The organism is Candidatus Pedobacter colombiensis (assembly GCA_029202485.1).
GTDB classification, from domain to species: Bacteria; Bacteroidota; Bacteroidia; order Sphingobacteriales; family Sphingobacteriaceae; genus Pedobacter; species Pedobacter colombiensis.
In genome coordinates, this window is record CP119313.1 from 3,154,762 (window position 1) to 3,173,714 (window position 18,953).

Below are 18,953 nucleotides of genomic sequence, written 5' to 3' on the forward strand. Positions count from 1 at the left end.
TTAAATCATGAGAAAGATCTATCTGCATGTACTCATGCTATTCTTAGGCGTTTTAGGTGCCAATGGGCAAATTAAAATTAAACCCACTCCTTCCGACACCAGTAACTACCAAAGCAGGAAACTCAAAATTGATGAGATTAACCTGGTATCAGCCTATTACCATCAGGATGGTAACAACTCCGCTGTTACAGGTGGCATTGGGACTGAAAAACTAACTGATTTTGCAAATACTATAGATTTGCAATTGTCTAAATTTAACAAAGCAGGGAACAAAAACACCTTTTTCTTTGAACTGGGGATAGATCATTATACTTCCGCATCATCAGACAAGATCGATCCAAGTACGATTTCTTCTGCATCCATGTCCGATACACGCATTTATCCATCCTTAAACTGGACACACAGTAACGAGAAAACAGGAAATGCCTTTGGTTTTACGGGCTCCTTTTCAACTGAATACGATTATCATTCGTTAGGAGCAGGATTTAACCTTACCCGTTTATCTAAAGATAAAAATACACAGTTCGATCTTAAGTTGCAGGCATTTTTGGATACCTGGAAAGTAATTCTACCTATTGAACTAAGGGCTGCCACCAGTCTTACTAATGGTAGAGCACCTAAGGACGAAGGTTCTAGTCCGAGAAATTCATTCAGTGCTTCCTTCTCACTTTCACAGGTTATTAATCAAAGATTACAAGCACAGCTCATAATTGAACCCGCTTATCAGGAGGGCTTACTAGCTACCAAATACCAGCGTGTTTACTTTACAGATGGCTCTTTAAGGGCAGAGACCCTTCCTGATCAACGTTATAAATTACCCATTGCTGCAAGGGTAAATTATTTTGCAACCGACCAGATCATCATCCGCAGTTATTACCGTTACTATATAGATAACTGGGGAATCAGGGCACATACAGCAGAACTGGAAGTTCCGGTAAAATTAACCTCCTTTATATCCATAAGCCCATTTTATCGTTACAACAAACAAACCGGAACCCGGTATTTTGCTCCTTATGGGCAACATGCTCCCTCTGCAGAATATTTTACCAGTGATTATGATCTGTCGGCACTAAATAGTAATTTTTATGGAGCCGGTATCCGTCTTGCCCCACCACATGGTGTTTTTGGATGGCAACATTTAAACATGTTGGAATTAAGATATGGACACTATAACAGATCAACAGGATTGGTTTCTAACATCATTACCTTAAATTTAAAAGTAAAATAAAGCGAACTTGACCTGAAAAACTCAATTTATCTCAACTAATTATTTTTGCAATCCCAAAGGCAGCAGCAGCAGCAATCAATCCTATAGCTGTCACTTTCAAAGCACCCATCAACGGTGGCTGCCCGGTAACCTTGCTTTTAAAATAACCGAATACGAACAAGCAAATTGTAGTGATCACCGCCGAAAGCATTAATCCATTATGCGGATGGTCAGTAAAAAAATAGGCAGATAAAGGCAGCATTCCGCCTACCACATAAGCCAGTCCAATGGTGATGGCTGAATTTCTCGCCCGGTTGGGATTAGGCTCCTCCAGGCCCAGTTCAAATTTCATCATAAAATCTACCCACTTCTTTTTATCCTTGCTTAGGGCTTGCACAATCAGCTCCTGCCCTGCTTCATCAATACCATAATCTGCAAAAATAGCTTTTACTTCCGCCCGCTCTTCCTCCGGCATATCCTGTACTTCCTGATACTCCCGCTTCAATTCACTCTCATAATGCTCCAACTCCGTTCTCCCGGCCAAATAGCCACCCAATCCCATAGCAATGCAACCGGCAACAATCTCAGCGATTCCGGCAGTGATTACAATGGTATTGCTACTAACAGCCCCGCTTAAACCTGCTGCAAGTGCAAATGGCACCGTTAATCCATCACTCATTCCAATCACCATATCTGTGATGAAATCCGAGCTTTCCAAATGTTTTTCTGCGTGTTTCAAAATGTAAAATTTTATGTAGGCTTTTTCGTCTTGCTTGTAAGATACAAATTACGAATTTCAGACAGACAATTGAAAATTTCAAAATAAAATACAAATGGGTAGCTATTTTCAGCCTATACTTTTGTATATTATTTAAATATTTAGATATAATATGATAGCAAATTTCCCTTTTTATCTGAGCTTAATTATAGCTATTGTATTGCTGATCATGTTGGCAAATAAAATAAAAGTAGCCTACCCGGTTTTACTGGTAGTGGCAGGATTGGCTATCAGTCTTATTCCAGGCATACCGGCTTTACATATTGACCCTGAACTCATCTTCTTAATCTTTTTACCGCCATTGTTATATGAAGCTGCCTGGGCTGTTTCCTGGAAAGAAATGTGGCGTTGGCGACGCATCATCGTGAGCTTTGCTTTTATCGTAGTATTTCTTACCGCACTATCGGTAGCATTTGCGGCCAATCATTTTATACCCGGTTTTTCTCTGGCTTTAGGCTTCCTGCTTGGCGGCATAGTATCTCCACCAGATGCAGTAAGTGCGGGAGCCATATTGAAATTTGTAAAAGTACCTAAAAGATTGTCCTCTATTTTAGAGGGTGAAAGTTTGCTGAATGACGCTTCGTCACTGATTATTTTTCGCTTTGCGTTAATAGCTGTGGCTACAGGTCAATTTATCTGGCAAGAAGCTGCACTAAGCTTTAGCTGGATGCTGATTGGTGGAGTGGCTATCGGTTTGCTTGTTGGATGGATTTTTATGAAGGCACATAAATATTTGCCCACTGATGCCAATACCGATATTGTATTGACAATTGTCACACCTTATCTGATGTACCTTGCCGCTGAAGAGGTATACAGCTCAGGTGTACTTGCTGTCGTAAGTGGCGGCTTGCTGCTCTCCAACAAGCGGCATCTATTTCTAAGCAGTACTTCGCGCCTGCGTGGGGTAAATGTTTGGGAAAGCCTTTGTTTCGTATTGAACGGATTAGTATTTATGCTTATAGGATTGGACCTGCCCCAAATTACTGCAGGACTGGAAGGTGTAAGCATTTCATCTGCAATTGGCTATGGTGTACTAATTACAGTCGTATTGATATTGGGACGAATATTATCGGCTTATGGTGCAGTGATTGTTACCCTCATTGCGCGTAATTTTATCACCGTTGCTGATGCAAGAAATCCAGGCTACAAAGTTCCTATAATTATTGGCTGGACTGGTATGCGTGGAGTGGTATCTCTAGCTGCTGCATTATCGATTCCTGTACAATTGGCTGATGGTTCTGCATTTCCACAGCGCAACCTCATTCTCTTTATTACATTTATTGTTATCCTGTTAACCTTATTGCTACAAGGATTAACCTTACCATATTTAATCAGAAAAATACAAATTCCCAATCTTGATGAAACCTTGCCGGAAGAGCAAGTGTATCATACCATAAAAAAGCAATTGGCCGAACATGCCCTGTTACATTTAAGAACCAATTATAGTAAACAGCTCAATCATCAACCTGCACTGCAGCAAATGGCGCTTAAATGGGAACAAAATAGTGCCATAGGCGAGGATGAATTCATGGCTGAAGAATGCAAGGTGATATACATTGATATCCTTAACCAGCAAAGGCAATGGCTGATGAACAAAAACAGAGATGAAGCAGTGCTAGATGAAGAAATTATCCGTAAGCATTTGAAATATCTCGATCTGGAAGAAGAAAAGCTGCAGTTTATGTAAAGTAATAAATTAAGGGGCTATAATGGTGAAAAGATAAACCATAAATATCACCATCAGTACGATACCCTGCAATATATTGGTACGACCAGTTGCCAGCGAAAGCATGATGGTAAACTGTGCCAGGAGCAACAATACGGTCGCCTTCATATCAATTCCCAGGGTAATGGTCATTCCTGTTACCATAGATACAATTGCAACGGCCGGAATAGTCAAACCTATACTGGCCAATGCAGACCCCAAAGCCAGGTTCAGACTGGTTTGTAAACGGTTCTTTCTCGCTGCACGATAGGCCGCAAGCCCTTCAGGTAACAATACTACCGCAGCAATGATTACCCCAACCAATGATTTTGGCGCACCTAAGTTAACTACTGCATTTTCTATATCCGGTGCCAGGGCCTTTGCAAGCAACACCACAATCCCAAGAGATAAAATCAATAAAAAAGTACTCCATAATGCGACTTTAGTAGTTGGTGGCTCAGCATGTACCTCCTCATTCCCATCATCCCCCGGAGGTAAAAAGAAATCGCGGTGCCTGATGGTCTGGACCATTATAAAAGCACCATACAATACCAGGCACACTACAGCCACAAAAATAAGCTGAGCCGGAGTGTATTCAGGGCCAACCTTACTTGTCGTATAATTTGGAAGAATTAACGTCAACACCAATATCGCTGTAAGGGTCACCACAGCTGCACTTACCCCCGGCAAACTAAATACCTGTTCTTTAAACTTAGCGCCCCCCACCAATAAGCACAAACCAATAATTCCGGTTAAAATAATCATCACTGCAGCCAGAACCGTATCACGGGCAAGTGCAGCCGTATCCGGGCCACCGGTTAGCATTAGCGAAACAATTAGTGCAACCTCAATTACCGTAATTGCAAGTGCGAGCAGTAAAGTACCAAATGGCTCCCCAACACGGTGAGCGATAACTTCAGCATGATGCACTGCAGCAAGTACTGCAGCAATAAGTACAGCAGCAAGAAAGAATGTGTATAAAATCCCCAAATCCAATGAAATACCAAAATAGGCTAGCCAGGCTACGATTGGGGATAGAATGGTCCATAAGGGTAGTGGTAATTTTTTGTTCATCAATTTGAATTTAAGTAAAAAACTGAATATTAAACTACGACTACAATTATTGTGCTGGAAACATAAATATAACGTAACATTTTATTAGAAATAAAAAACCATTTTACTTATATGCAGTTAATAACTTCATAAAATAAATTTTAACCCATAACATCATGAGCATTTCAAAACTACTTATGACCTCTCTGATCTTCGGAGTAACTGGTTTAGTTGCATGTCATAATAAACCCCTTCCCCTAAGTAGCAGGAGAGAAATTAGTGAAACAATTGAAATAGACAGTACTGATGTACTTTCTGAAAAAGTTTTAACTGCTGAGCAACAGGCGGCATTGACCCCGGATACGGTCTTAACCATCCTCAAAAAAGGAAATGAAGATTTTGTTTCCGATGCCTTAACAATTCGTAATAATTCAGGTAGAATTCGTGAAGCAGCACTAGGACAATACCCTAAAGCTGTAATTCTATCATGCCTGGATTCCCGTGTACCGGTAGAAGATGTCTTTCATCGGGGAATTGGAGACCTTTTTGTGGCCAGGGTAGCCGGAAATATTGTAAACGAGGATATTTTAGGAAGCCTGGAGTATGCCTGCAAGGTATCAGGTGCGAAGGTCATTGTTGTATTGGGACACGAACATTGCGGAGCGATAAAATCAGCAATTGAAGATGTCAAGCTTGGAAACATTACAGCTTTACTATCAAAAATCCGTCCCGTAGTAATTTCCGATACTCAATTCAAAGGAGAAAAAAACACTAAAAATGAAGCCTATGTTCATCACATTTGCCTCGAAAATGTAAAGCTCAGTATCCGGAATATCAGGGAAAAGAGTCCTATCTTAAAGGAGATGGAAACAAAAGGAGAGATTAAAATTGTTGGTGGTATTTATAAAATGGAAACCGGCAAAGTTGATTTTCTTTAAGTTTGTTTCTTTTTCGAACTGATATATTCAGTAGGCAACATATCATATTTTCCCTTGAAGGATTTAGAAAAATAATTAGGCGTAGCAAAACCTACACAATAAGCAATTTGCGCAATATTCATATCGCTTTTTTCTAATAAAACTAAAGCCTTTTCCAATTTTACAGTACGAATAAACTCTATTGGAGTAGAGCCTGTAATTTCTAATATCTTACGATACAATGTCCCCCTACCCATACCTATACTTTTGCTTAGATTTTCAACAGATAACATAGGGTCTGTTAAATTATCCTCTATATACAAGATAACTTTATTTAAAAACTTCTCATTATCAGATGTAATCTCCATTTCCGGCGATAAAACTTTAATCTGTTTACTATAGGTTTCTCTAAATTTCTGATTCAGTTTTAAAATATTACGTATTTTAACATTCAAGATATCAAAATTAATGGGCTTAGTCATGTAATCATTTGCTCCGGTTTCTAAGCCATCTAATTGCTCCTGCTCACCTGTTATGGCCGTCAAAAGTATTACTGGGATATGATTGGTTCGTTTATCAGACTTTATTTTATTAGTTAACTCTATCCCATTCATATATGGCATACTAATATCGCTGATGATCACTTCCGGATGATGGTACAAAGCTTGCTGCCACCCCTCTTTACCATTAGATGCTTCAATTACCTTGTACCTGTTTTGTAAATTATCTTTTAAGTAATATCTAAACTCTTCATTATCCTCTACAATTAATACCTTAACTAAGCCATTTACTTTTTCATCTGCAAGCTCCTGTGGTATAGTAATCTTTTCATCCGTAGCGACTGTACCTAAATCTTCTTTTAATTCTGCGATCTCTTCTTCTCCTGCTATTAAAGGAATCTCTACAATAAAAGTCGCTCCTTTACCTACTTCGCTTTCTATAGTAATAGTCCCCCCATGCAACTCCACAAACTCTTTGGTAATAGATAAGCCTATGCCACTTCCTTGGTTCAGAATAGATGTATTCACCTCATTCTGAAAAAATCTCGCAAAGACGCTCTCATGGTATTCGGCCGGAATACCAACTCCGTTATCCTTTACCTTTATCGTAAACCACTGTTTATCTCCACCTGAATATGTTTTTCTACTTCGCTCTAACTCCACCTTTACATAACCACCTTCATTCGTAAACTTAAATGCATTGGATAATAAATTAAACAATATACGTTCCATCTTATCGGTATCGAAAAAGGTATAAAACTCCTCCAATTCACTTATATAGTATAATCTAACCTTCTTCTTATCTGATAGGTCTTTAAATGAATCTATCAATTCCTGGAGAAAAGAAACGAGTTCTCCTTTTTGCAAATGAAGGGTAAGCTCTTTCTCATCCATCTTTCTAAAATCCAATAACTGATTCACCAGATTTAGTAGCCTTCTCGTATTCCGTTTTATGGTAGAAGCTTGTTCAATCACATCTACAATAGAACCTCCATTTAATATTTTGTCAACCGGAGCCATTATTAACGAAATTGGAGTTCTAAACTCATGACTCAAATTTGTTAAAAACTTAAGCTTCATTTTATCTAATTCATACTGTCTTTGTACTTCATGTTTCTCCTGTTCAAATACTTGCTTGGCTTTTAAAATCTCCTGTTCCCTTTGGTATTTTCTTTCTATCTTTTTTATCCCTAAATACCTGATAAATAATACCGATCCGACTATGCTTAAAGCATAAAAGATATAAGCTATAGGACTTAACCAAAAAGGAGGATGTACAACCACCTTTATAGAACTTCCCTGCTCATTCCATATCCCGTCATTATTGCTTCCTTTTGCTTTGAAGGTATATGTTCCAGGGCTTAAATTGGTATAAGAAGCAACTTTGGCTGAGCCAACATAATTCCATTCTTTATCATATCCTTCCAGTTGATAAGCGTACTTATTTTCTTGTGAACTAGTAAAATTTAAAGCCACATAGCTAATAGAAAAGTTTTGTTTATACGATAAATCTATTTTATCCGCGATTGATATATGCTTTTTTAAAAATGTAGAATCTTCTGAGACAATGATAGATTTATTATTGACTTTTAGTTCTGTAAAAACAATCGGAGGAATATTATAATTAGTTTTAATATTAGAAGGGCTGAAATAATTAAACCCTTCAATTCCTCCAAAGAAAAGTGTTCCATCAGTAGTTTTTAACCCAGAAGCTCTAACAAAGTTGTTATTTTGTAAACCATTATGGTAAGTATAGTTTTTAATCTTTTTATTTTTAGGTGAAAAACTGCTAATCCCCACATTGGTACTTAACCAAATCAATCCATTATTATCTTCTAAAACTTTATAAACTTCAGGATTACTCAGTCCTTCTTTTTCCGAGTAATTTTCAAAAGAATCCAGCTCTTCATTAAAACGATAAAAACCTTGTCCTACGCTTCCTAACCATAGATTATTCTTTGAATCAACATAAAGGCTCTGTATAGAGTTGGACGTTAAATTCGAGTTGTTTTTATTGTAAATTTTAATCAAATGACTTTCAGGGTTATATTTTGCTACCCCAACACCTTGAGAGGCAATCCAAATATTCCCTTTTTTGTCCTCAACTATTGCTCTCACATACCAGTGAAATGCAAACTCCTTATTTTTAAAAAACTGTTTAGAGTTATAAAGATGTTTTTCATTTTGATCATAGATCTTTACACCACCTCCATTGGTACCAATCCAGATACGGTTTTTGCTATCTTCCAATAAACAAAAAACATCATTATTATCTTCATCATTTTGATTCTCTCCTTTTAAAAATTGTTCAATCTTATTTGTTTGAAGATCTTTAATGAGCAATCCATTTAAAAAAGTTCCTATCCAAAGTTTGTTGTTTTTGGTTTTTAAGAGGCTTAAAATAGTTAATTTATGCTGCGCTGGATTCTGCTGATTGGGAAGTTCCACTGGATAGACCATTTCCTTATTTTTATCAAATAAATTCAGGCTTCCATTGTCTGTACCAATAAATACTGTTGAATTATCGTTTTCAGCAAATGAAGTAATGATGGAGCCAGACAAGCTGAGGTCATCTTTAGAATGAATTTTTCCAATATTGAAAAGGCTTAAGTTCTTATCATAGACATTAATTCCTCCACGATAAGTGCCTAGCCATACCAATCCCTCTTTATCTAAATAAACGGATCTAATGGACCCGGATGTTAAACTATAGTTATCTCTTAAATTGGGTTTATAATGTTGGAGACTATTGTTATCAACATTATAAACATATAGTCCATTTTCTGTACCTACCCACAAAAAATTTTTATCAACCTTTATTGTAAAAATAATTGTTTTACTCAAAAAAAACCGGGTTTGATAATTCTCACCTGATAAGGAAGGGACTATTTTAATGATCCCCTCAGTTGTACCAATCCAAATATTGCCGGTATAATCTTCATTAATCGTCCTTACAATATATTTTCTATTCGGATTGGCACCATTGATTACAATTTTCTTAAATGTATTTCTCTCCCTATCGTATAATAAAAGACCTTCATTACTTCCAATCCACATTCTTTTGTGCTTATCCTCGAAAAGAGACAATACATTTATTGTAGGATTATTCAATTCGGCACCAAAAAGCGCTTTATTAGAAAACTTTTCCAGCTTATTTGTTTTGGTATCATATACATGTAGGCGGCCAAAACTTGCTATCCACATTTTCCCCAGATAATCTTCACAGATCGTACGAATAGCACTATTTAACCCTTCTAATTTATTCGGATTATAAAAATAATTGTAAAACTTATCTTTATTCTGATCATACCTGGACAATCCCCCTCCAGACGTCCCAATCCATAATACTCCTTTTTTATCCTTATAAATGCATGATATTTCATTTGATTGTAAACTCTCAATATCATTTTGCTTCGCCCTATATACATAAAAGTTCCGACCATCAAACCTATTTAATCCATCCTCAGTAGCAAACCATAAATAACCTAAATTATCCTTCACGATATCGTTTACAATATTTGAAGACAATCCATTTTTAACATTCAGTGAAATAAACTTCAGTTTATTCTGCTGTCCGTATAAGTTTCCTTTAAAAGAAAACAGTAAGAATATCAAGGAATAAACAAAGCCCCTGATCAACTGCCGCATGAAAATGAAATGCATTACTATTTGGTTTTACTTTGGTATTGGAATCAAAAATCCCATATCTTAAATATAAAAAAACTGGCTGTATAATGCAACCAGTTTATATTTCTCTTATTTATTCACAAATGTAGGAGGTGCGCCCAGGTAACTATTTTTTTCTTGACCGGTGTTTATGATAATTTTTTGAAACACAACACCAGGATCAACCATCCAAATCTTTAATTTTTGGACTCCGGCTTTACTTACTTTGATTGTACTGTTACAAATTTTAATGTTATTAGCTACAGATTTAGACCACTCCGGGTTGGTATGATCTGCAATGTTAAATTTATCTCTATGTAGGCTTACAATTTTAGGATCCTCATCATTCACAGAAATAGCAAATTGCAGCCCTTTGTGATTTTTAAAGTCTATAGTTGGGGATACATAAGTATCTACTTTAAAATTTCCTGTTGAGGTAACGTATATATCGTATTCTAAATATGGAGATTTTTTGGTCAGGCTTAATCTATCCAGATCAACAGGATAAGTAGAAATGGCTGAGCCTGTACGGCCATGATCTTTTAAAATTTTCCACTCAATACCTTGCGTATTGAATGCCTTTTGATAATTGGAGGCTTCAATAGACACGTTACCGTTATCTTCAACATATCCGTTAAATTTTACCGGAAATGCTGTGAAGCTCTTTTTAACAGTAGCATAAACCGTGATCACCTTTTTATCTGATACAATTGTTACAGGAACTTTTGTTTCCCCATCCGGAGCTTTTTCCCAATCCACAGCAATTACTATTCTTTCTTCATCCTTTAGTATTCCTGTATTTTTACTTATTTTAATAAAATCTTGAGCCGTTTTCACCTCATAATTTACTGGCTTTTTTCCTCTATTAAATAGCTCTATATAATATTCTTTAGGGTAAATTGAACTAAAAACAGGCAAAACAGCTTCTGTTTCCGAATTTGGCCACCATCTCTCAGACCCTTCAATAGCAACTCCCAACTCTCCTGTTTCAGGAAGCGTTATCTTTTGAGTTGTTGGCATCATGTTCTCTTTCGGATCGTTCCAGGTCGTATAACCTATATGAACCTGATCCATCATGTGATCCCATTTACCATTCGAAAGCTCTTTATTATATATTCCGGAGATATCAGCGTCTTTTTTAAATAGTTCTTCTACCTTTTGTGAATAAAAGTTGGTTAATGCTCTCCCCTGATTTGCATATAATCTGTTTTTTGCTACAGCATAGTACATTTCATATAAATTAGCACTTGCCATAATCGGATGCGATACCAACTGAAAATATGCATCTTTATAATTTGCGGGCAATAAACCACTTAACCTATTTGCCGCGATTAACAAATTCTTATAGTCTTCTACAACGGTTTCATACTCCCTGTAGTTGGCCAAACTATATGTTTTTTCATTTAGTAACTCTGGCTTAACCCTTCCGCTAAACTTTAAATACCTGGCTATAATTTCTCCAATTTCGACGGCATATTTCTCTCCAAATTGCTTTTTAGACCAGCTATTGGTATATTCTTGTAAATTACTTTCATTAAATCTTTTGGGGTCCCAAGCCATATCTATAAAAAAGCTAATTGGAAACTCCATCGGTTTAATATCTCCAACATTTACGACCCACAATTTATTTACACCATATCGGTATGCTAAATTCATTTGTTCCCAAACTTTAGGAATTGGATTGGTATTTATCCATTTATAGTTTCTTGGTACCCCAACATAATCAAAATGGTAATAAATTCCATATCCGCCTTTACGATCTCTTTCATTTAAGGCTGGCAATCTTCTTAAATTTCCCCAGTTATCATCGCAGAATAATAATGTTACATCATCCGGAACTTTCATTCCACTATCGTAATATTCCTGAACTTCTTTATACAAAGCCCAAACTTGAGGAATCTCAGCAGCCGGCATTTTTATATTTTTTTCAAGTATTGATCTTTGGTCTTTTACAATATTCTCTAGTAAACCAATATTATTTTCTTTACTCATGGGCTCATCTCCATCGCCCCTCATACCTATAGTAAATAGATTATCAAATTTACCTCTTTCTTTAATTGCATCATTCCAAAAACTATGTAGCTGCTCTTTATTGGTCTTATAGTCCCATTCTTTACCATCATATTTTTTCCATTCAGCCTGTGCTCTTGTCAAGGGTTCATGGTGAGAAGTACCCATAACAATTCCCATTTTATCGGCTAACATTCCATTTTTTCGATCATCCACATAAAATGCATTGCCCCACATTGCAGGCCATATATAATTTGCTTTTAAACGCAGCAATAACTCAAAAACATTTTGATATAAACCCGAATTTAATCCTCCAAATGTTTTTTTAGACCATCTTGTCAATGCAGGTGCTTCATCATTGATAAAAATCCCTCTATACTTTACCTCAGGATACTGGACAAAAGGCCCCTTCTTGATATACAATTCATTTTTTCTCGATATAGGTACATCAGCCCACCAATACCATGGCGAAACCCCGATTTGTGATGACAATTCATAAATACCAAAAATAGTACCTCTCCTATCACTCCCAACAATTACTAAGGCTTTATCTACTCCTTCAAAAGGCTTTTCTACAACTAGCGTTAAAGCGCCTTCCCATTTCCCTTCTATTGCAGAAATATTAATTTTTTTATTTCTAATTAATTCATCAATTATTGGACTAGTCCCTATAGTTCCTACAATGACTATATTTTTTTCATATGTAGATTGATCGAATAATAGTTTAGTTTCAACATTTGTTACTCTTTTAAGGTCCTTTTGTAAATTTTCTAAAGCGATTTTAACGCCTTCATTTTCTTTAGAACCAGAAAAAACAGGAGCTACTTTTCCTTTTTCAAATAGGGAAAAATCCGAAGCAGCTTTTTTGGTCGACAAATAATCTTGCTCCTCATACCCAACAGCATAACTAAACTTCTGGAAAAAACATAAAAGGAACAGCACAAAAAGAATTCTGATTTTTAAATTCATATTAATTAAGGTTTGATTTTATAGTACGATTTTTTCGGGATCAGATTGGCATCAAATATGGTTGGATAATTTTTTCTTCCTGCTATGGGAAAATCATCCAGCCAACTATATCTATCCGATAAATTCCAAAAAGTTACACTGGTTATATTTTTTTGATATTCCCTAAATACCTTAAAGAACATCGCATATTTTTCAGCCTGTTTTTCCTCCAATTCAGGAGTTAGCTTGTCATTTTCGTCAGCTCTTTTTTTCCGCTCATCGGGCTCCCATTTATAAATTGAGACATCCAGCTCTGTAAAATGCAATTGTATACCCAATGAAGAGAATAATTCTATTGATTTTCTTAGTTGCGTTTCTGATAGCTCGAAAATTGACCAGTGCGCTTGTAGACCTAATCCGTTAATAGGAATATTTTTTTCTTTTAGTTTCTTTATTAATTGATAGATTTTATCTCGTTTGGCAGCGTACTCGGTATTGTAATCATTATAAAACAATAATGCTTTAGGATCAGCCTCATGTGCATATTCAAATGCTTTTTCGATATAATCTTCTCCAATAATATCTAACCATTTAGACTTTCTGTAAAAATTACTTTTGTCATCATCAATAGCTTCATTAACAACATCCCAGGCATATACTTTTCCCTTATACCTGGTCATAACGGTAAAGATGTAGTCCCTTAACCTGTTCAACAACACTTCGCGTGTAACTTGCTTGCCTTTGTCATCAAGAAACATCCAATCGGGTGTCTGCTTATGCCATAATAAGGTATGCCCCCTGACCTTCATTTTATTCTCCCCGGCAAAATTCACAAGAGCATCTGCATTCTTCCAATTGTAAACATCTTTTTTTGGCGCTATGGATGACATTTTCATCTCATTTTCAGTAGTTATACTATTAAATTCTTTACGTATTAAATTTACTTCCTTAACATCCTTCAACGTATTTGCATTAATAGCAACCCCTATAGGAAAGTAGTTTTTATAGTAATCTTTTAGTCCCTTTTCTTTATCCGAATGAAGGACCTTACAGCTCGATAAGCACATAAATAATAGGCATAGCAAGAGCAGCGTACTTTTTGACAAGTAATTAAATATCATCTCTGAAAAATTATTTAGTTTTTTATTTCAAATGGCGATGCAGGTAAACCAGTATCATTCCTTAAGTTCGCACTTACCGGATTTCCTGCCCAGGCATACCTTACCATTGTCGGATTTTTAACATCATCACTCCAAACCAACACTTTATTTGTAGCTATAACTTTAGCTTGAGCCCACTTAAACACGCCATCTTCACCGGCAATAACAAATCCTTTCAATTCATCTTTAAATGTCAATCCTTTACCCACTTGCTGGAACTGCAACACACATTTGCCATCCTTAACTTCCATCTTTTCAACCAATGGTCCGGAACTAACTATATTCTTCTCATTATATGCTACTTTTTGCGCCAATAAAGCCAAACGGGAACCTACAGTCTTTTTATTAAGTGGATGTATATCGTTCCATTCTCCAACATCAATCGTAACAGCCATAGCAGTATTTGGTATTTCCAGTGCATTCCTTTGCATTTCTCTAAAATCCGCCCAGGAATTTTTTTCTGCTGGACTTGTTTGAGCTTTTCCAAAATTCGGAAGCTGAACATATAAAAATGGTAGATTTTCATTGTTAAAGCTCACTCTCCAGCTTGATATTAAATCTTTGAAAATTGGTGCATAAGCTTTAGCATTTCCAGCATTGGATTCCCCCTGATACCATACAAATCCTTTTATCGAATATTTTTCAAGTGGTGATATCATTGAATTATATAATCCAACCGGTCCGTTTTGAAAAGTGGTAGTATTAGGCATTTCCTGCATCTGTGTACCAATCTTCAACTTCCAGTCACCCTTTAAATCAATGATCTTATCCTCTACCTCTAAACTATATTGCTTACCTGCAGTGAGCCCACCTTTTCCTTTGCTGTTTACAATCCTGATTGTCAGGATATTTTTCCCTGGCTTTAGTACATTAGCCGGTACTTTATAAATACGTGGAGGGTACTGATAATAAGTTGTTCCTACAAAAGTCCCATTCACAAAGGCTGAATCACTATCTACGATTGTGCCCAGCCTTAGTATCCCTTCTTTACCGATCATTGGAGCATTCACTTCAAATTCCTTTTTCAACCAGAAAACACCATTTTTTGCACCGATATTTGTTTCTGCCCAGAAACCGGGAACTTTAAAGTTAGTCCAACCGGTAAAATCTGTTTCATTACCTTTCCACCCTCCTTTTATGCCTTCATCATTTTGTTTAGACAGCCTGTTCCATCCCTCTACATTCATTTTATCAACGTTCTGAACACTATCAATGTACCCTGGTCTATTCAGTGTTTTAAATGTTTCATAAGGTGCAGGGTATTTTCTGATGATAGCATCACTTACCCAACATTCTATTCTCGTGCCCCCCTGACTGGATTTTAATAAGCCTATTGGAACTTTATACTTTTCATATAAAGATTGAGCGAAGAAATAAGCCGTTGCAGAAAAATCCAATACATTTTTCGGAGTTACAGCTTTCCATTCTCCACTTTTCAAATCACTTTGCTTTTTCTGAAAGTCATAAGCTGTGGGTACAAGAAATAACCTGATCTGATTGTTTTCTACATTTTCAATTTCCTTTTTATAAAGATCCAACACCCGGTTTATTGGCAAATCCATATTAGACTGGCCTGAACATAGCCATACATCTCCAAATAGGATATCTTTTACAATAATGTTATTGATCTGGATCTGAACGGGACCACCAGCCTTTTGGGCAGGTAATGTTATCTCCCATTCGCCTTGATTATTGGCAATGGCATTATATTGCTTTCCTTGAAACCGGACATCAATCTTTTCACTTCTATCTGCCCAACCCCAAATTTTTATTGGAGTATCTCTTTGTAGTACCATTCCATCACTAACCAGTTTAGGCAATTTTACTTTTGCAAAAAGGAAGGAGTTAAGCAATACTGTAAATATTGCAGTTATAAATATTCTTATCATTGTTTTTTAATTTTTTCAGCATGAATAGTGCTTAATTAATGATTTATTTGGTACGCACAATACGGACGTTTGCTATGAACATTTGAAAGTTACTAAGTGCTTTTGCAGTGTGACCATCATTCTCAGGATTATAGTTAGAAAAACCTATCAATGCTTCATAATTATTACTGGTAATTACACCAATGTAATCTGCCAATGATCCTAAAGCTAAACTTTTAAAATTTCCAAAAGGTACTGTTATGGTTTTCCATCCCCCATTAAAATCAAATGATGCAGTAGTTGCCGATGAATAAATATTGTAGCGATAAGCCGCTGTTGTTGCACCTGCATTTTTATTTATACAAAATGAAATATATCCTGAACTCCATGATTGATTCATATATAAATCAAATTGAAATGCCAGATTTTGTAAAGATGATGATCCTGTAATTCCACTTGATGGATCATTAATTATTTTTTGCAATGCAGCAGAAGGATTATATTTAAAGTAACCTGTCCAAGCGCTGGAAACCGCCACGTTTTTTGAAACTTCCGGTATTGCCAAAATAACATCTGGATTAATGGATAAGTTCGTGATCGTTGAAATGCTTGAAGGGGTACTATAAATCTTAATATTTGCGCTACCATTAACGCTCATCACATCTTCGGTAAACGTTTTTAAGAAAATACCTTTTTGATAAAACATATAAGGAGGAGATAGGAACTCATCTCCGTCCGCAACGACTTTCATTGCACCACTAAGGTTTCGGTCAACATTATTAGGAACCCCTACCTTTACTATTTTACTCGTAACAGATTTTATTTCTGCTTCAATATTTCCTGGAAAATATACTTTCGTAACATTATCTAAATTCCCCCCCGAAACTTCGATTACCTCTCCGGGATAAGGCATTGTATTAGAAACGCTCGCTACACTAGGTATTTTATTCGGATCCTTAAAAATAAAATCATGGTATATCGCTTCTCCATTCAAGGTTAGTATTCGTACCGTATTTAGCTGCTGCTGATCTTGCACTGCAACTCCTGTGGCAATGCCTGGCACTTTGACAAGAATATCATTATCAGTAACATAGTTAGGGTTAAAAGGAATATCAGTTCCATTGAAATAAATCTTTTGAAGACCTGTTAATCCCTCTCCGTGTAATCGTATCCAACTGTTAAAATAAGCAGCATGTATCTGTTTACTTTCTACATTAATTTCATTGCTCCATACACTATTAATTTGTATTGTTTTGCTGTTATCCTTTTTGCAGGAGCTTAATCCTAGACAGGATAAAAAGATAAAAGACATATAGAAGATTGTTGCGCTTTTTTTCATGATTTTAATTTTCTAATTTAAAATTGATACTTAACAGGCTCAGAATTTAATTTAGGATTCGCTGAAGATTCGATTGAAGGATAAGGGAATGCCCATATATTTGATTTAGCACCAACTGCATGAACATACGAACCTTCGGGAACGTTGTGTACTACTTGTTGAGGAATATATCCTGCTTGTTGACGTGGAGAACTATTCCATCCACCGGTAGTAGCATATTTTGTCGGATCATACGTATAAGAATAGGATGTCCAGCTTGTAAACTCAGTACTTGCATTACTATCTTTCAATTTATTATTTAAGAAGCTGAGCACCCAATTCATATCATAAAATGATCTGCGTACCAAATCAGGCCAATACAATCCTTCATAAAAGAACTCCAAACGTCTTTCCTTTAAAAGCGTATTTTTAGTAACAATTGTGTAGGGCACAAAGTCGTTTATGTTTAACTTGAATGCCCGCTTTCTAACCTTATTAAAATAACTCAACGCTTTAGCATCAGAAGTTTGGTCAGTTAACCCCATTGCTGCTTCTGTATACATTAAGTAGACTTCTGCCATTCTAATCACAGCTGGTATCAATCCTGAATTTCCTTTTACAGCAGCACCATCAGTATCTTTAGTACTACCTACCATATATTTCTTTAAGCTACATTTAGTCCTGCTCGAAGTACTTACAGGCACAGTCCAACTACCTGCCGGAAGCTGTGTACCCAGGTATGAATAATTTTGGCCGGGAATACAAACACTCCCCCTTAATCTTGACAGTGCCCCATCATCAACAAACCATTTTAGCATATCATAAGACACGAAAAGACTACTGCTATTCGCTAAATTTCCAGTCACCTCGGCATTATAAGCCAATTTTTCACTCACCGCATTACGCAAATCCGCATCTGTAAGCCCCGATGGATACTGAACACCAAACAAAACCTCTCTATTGTTGTTATTCTGCGTTTTAAACAAATCTTCGTAGTCGTCTAAAATATCATAGCTTGATTCTGTGATCACACTTTCAGTTAATGTTTTAACCTGATTGTAATACTTTTCTGCCAGTTCATTATTACTTCCAACATTGTTTCGGGTTAAATAATCTGTTGAAAATCTGTTTCCTTGTGCGTAATTAGCTGCGGTTAAGCAAAGTCTGGCTAACATAGCTTTGGCACTATATTTAGTAACACGGCCTTTTGTATCTGTTGCCGGGAGCAATTCTACAGCTGATGTTAAATCATTTATCGCATATTGCAATATATCCTCAAAACGATTTGGAGCAATGATCGTGTTTAACACCTGGTCTCTGGGATCATCAATGATGGGCACATCATGCCATAACATGGCTAAATACCAATAACCTGTACCACGCATAAAACGGGCCTCTCCTTCACATGCTTTTGCTTTAGTCGCGTCTACTCCGTTGGCTATTGCCATTGGAACATAATCTTTTATAATATAATCAGACTGCGTAATGGCTACATAAGCACCTGACCATACCACTCCAAACTCTACAAAATTTGAACTTTCTGCAAATAATGAAATAGAAGCCAATGTCCCGGTAACACCATCAATGTAGAGATTGTTAGCTCTTCCGTCCGTTATTGCGGGAACGTCACGATGAAACTTTGACCAAGGTGCAGTATATAAAAATGCGGTGCTTGCCCGTAAATCTTCAATAGTACGGAAAGACTGACCAGCCTCTTTTTGCGTATCAGATGTTTGCAACAGAAATTTTTTACAGCCTGTTAAACTAACCATTCCCAGGAAACAGAAAATGCAGGCTATTATCTTTTTATTTTTCATCAGAAT

11 protein-coding genes are annotated in these 18,953 nt (G+C 36.4%); 3 read left to right on the forward strand and 8 right to left on the reverse strand.

Going from position 1 to position 18,953, the window contains the following annotated elements; translation table 11 throughout:
• The first annotated feature begins 7 nt into the window (after nt 1-7).
• Entirely contained in the window at nt 8-1,228 is a 1,221-nt protein-coding gene (locus tag P0Y49_13250) for a DUF3570 domain-containing protein (protein WEK17764.1), read from the forward strand.
• Nucleotides 1,229-1,259: 31 nt separating this feature from the next.
• Here P0Y49_13250 and P0Y49_13255 read toward each other — a convergent pair whose 3' ends face one another.
• Nucleotides 1,260-1,946, reverse strand: coding sequence for a VIT1/CCC1 transporter family protein (locus P0Y49_13255; protein WEK17765.1), 687 nt, complete (start codon nt 1,944-1,946; stop codon nt 1,260-1,262).
• A gap of 151 nt (nt 1,947-2,097) precedes the next feature.
• Between P0Y49_13255 and P0Y49_13260 the strand changes: the two genes are divergently transcribed.
• Nucleotides 2,098-3,672 (forward strand): Na+/H+ antiporter, encoded by a 1,575-nt coding sequence (locus P0Y49_13260; GenBank protein WEK17766.1) that lies wholly within the window; start codon nt 2,098-2,100, stop codon nt 3,670-3,672.
• 9 nt (nt 3,673-3,681) lie between these two features.
• Here the strand turns inward: P0Y49_13260 and P0Y49_13265 are convergent, their stop codons facing one another.
• Nucleotides 3,682-4,764 carry an ionic transporter y4hA gene (locus P0Y49_13265; GenBank protein ID WEK17767.1) on the reverse strand — a complete coding sequence of 361 codons (1,083 nt, stop codon included), beginning with the start codon at nt 4,762-4,764 and terminating at the stop codon, nt 3,682-3,684.
• A 155-nt stretch (nt 4,765-4,919) separates the two neighbouring features.
• Here P0Y49_13265 and P0Y49_13270 point away from each other — a divergent pair, with 155 nt between their 5' ends.
• Complete coding sequence (locus tag P0Y49_13270) at nt 4,920-5,681, forward strand: carbonic anhydrase family protein (protein WEK17768.1); 762 nt, start codon at nt 4,920-4,922, stop codon at nt 5,679-5,681.
• Here the strand turns inward: P0Y49_13270 and P0Y49_13275 are convergent.
• The 6 genes from P0Y49_13275 to P0Y49_13300 form a co-directional block, all read right to left on the reverse strand.
• Entirely contained in the window at nt 5,678-9,823 is a 4,146-nt protein-coding gene (locus P0Y49_13275; protein ID WEK17769.1) for a two-component regulator propeller domain-containing protein, read from the reverse strand. The genes P0Y49_13270 and P0Y49_13275 overlap by 4 nt on opposite strands.
• Before the next feature lie 93 nt (nt 9,824-9,916).
• The gene (locus tag P0Y49_13280; protein ID WEK17770.1) at nt 9,917-12,805 is read right to left on the reverse strand and encodes a glycosyl hydrolase 115 family protein; all 2,889 of its coding nucleotides are present in this window, start codon (nt 12,803-12,805) and stop codon (nt 9,917-9,919) included.
• A gap of 5 nt (nt 12,806-12,810) precedes the next feature.
• A complete protein-coding gene (locus P0Y49_13285) occupies nt 12,811-13,905 on the reverse strand; it encodes an endo-1,4-beta-xylanase (GenBank protein WEK17771.1) in 1,095 nt (364 codons plus the stop codon).
• 14 nt (nt 13,906-13,919) lie between these two features.
• Nucleotides 13,920-15,833 carry a sialate O-acetylesterase gene (locus tag P0Y49_13290; GenBank protein WEK17772.1) on the reverse strand — a complete coding sequence of 638 codons (1,914 nt, stop codon included), beginning with the start codon at nt 15,831-15,833 and terminating at the stop codon, nt 13,920-13,922.
• Nucleotides 15,834-15,876: 43 nt separating this feature from the next.
• Nucleotides 15,877-17,151 carry a glycan-binding surface protein gene (locus tag P0Y49_13295; GenBank protein WEK17773.1) on the reverse strand — a complete coding sequence of 425 codons (1,275 nt, stop codon included), beginning with the start codon at nt 17,149-17,151 and terminating at the stop codon, nt 15,877-15,879.
• Nucleotides 17,152-17,168: 17 nt separating this feature from the next.
• Nucleotides 17,169-18,947: a RagB/SusD family nutrient uptake outer membrane protein gene (locus P0Y49_13300; protein WEK17774.1), complete on the reverse strand. Its 1,779-nt coding sequence runs from the start codon at nt 18,945-18,947 to the stop codon at nt 17,169-17,171.
• Nucleotides 18,948-18,953: the final 6 nt, after the last annotated feature.

Coding starts and splice junctions, on each gene's coding strand:
- P0Y49_13250 (WEK17764.1), top strand. CDS start 8: ATGAGAAAGATCTATCTGCATGTACTCATGCTATTCTTAGGCGTTTTA.
- P0Y49_13260 (WEK17766.1), top strand. CDS start 2,098: ATGATAGCAAATTTCCCTTTTTATCTGAGCTTAATTATAGCTATTGTA.
- P0Y49_13265 (WEK17767.1), bottom strand. CDS start 4,764: ATGAACAAAAAATTACCACTACCCTTATGGACCATTCTATCCCCAATC.
- P0Y49_13270 (WEK17768.1), top strand. CDS start 4,920: ATGAGCATTTCAAAACTACTTATGACCTCTCTGATCTTCGGAGTAACT.
- P0Y49_13275 (WEK17769.1), bottom strand. CDS start 9,823: ATGCATTTCATTTTCATGCGGCAGTTGATCAGGGGCTTTGTTTATTCC.
- P0Y49_13280 (WEK17770.1), bottom strand. CDS start 12,805: ATGAATTTAAAAATCAGAATTCTTTTTGTGCTGTTCCTTTTATGTTTT.
- P0Y49_13285 (WEK17771.1), bottom strand. CDS start 13,905: ATGATATTTAATTACTTGTCAAAAAGTACGCTGCTCTTGCTATGCCTA.
- P0Y49_13290 (WEK17772.1), bottom strand. CDS start 15,833: ATGATAAGAATATTTATAACTGCAATATTTACAGTATTGCTTAACTCC.
- P0Y49_13295 (WEK17773.1), bottom strand. CDS start 17,151: ATGAAAAAAAGCGCAACAATCTTCTATATGTCTTTTATCTTTTTATCC.
- P0Y49_13300 (WEK17774.1), bottom strand. CDS start 18,947: ATGAAAAATAAAAAGATAATAGCCTGCATTTTCTGTTTCCTGGGAATG.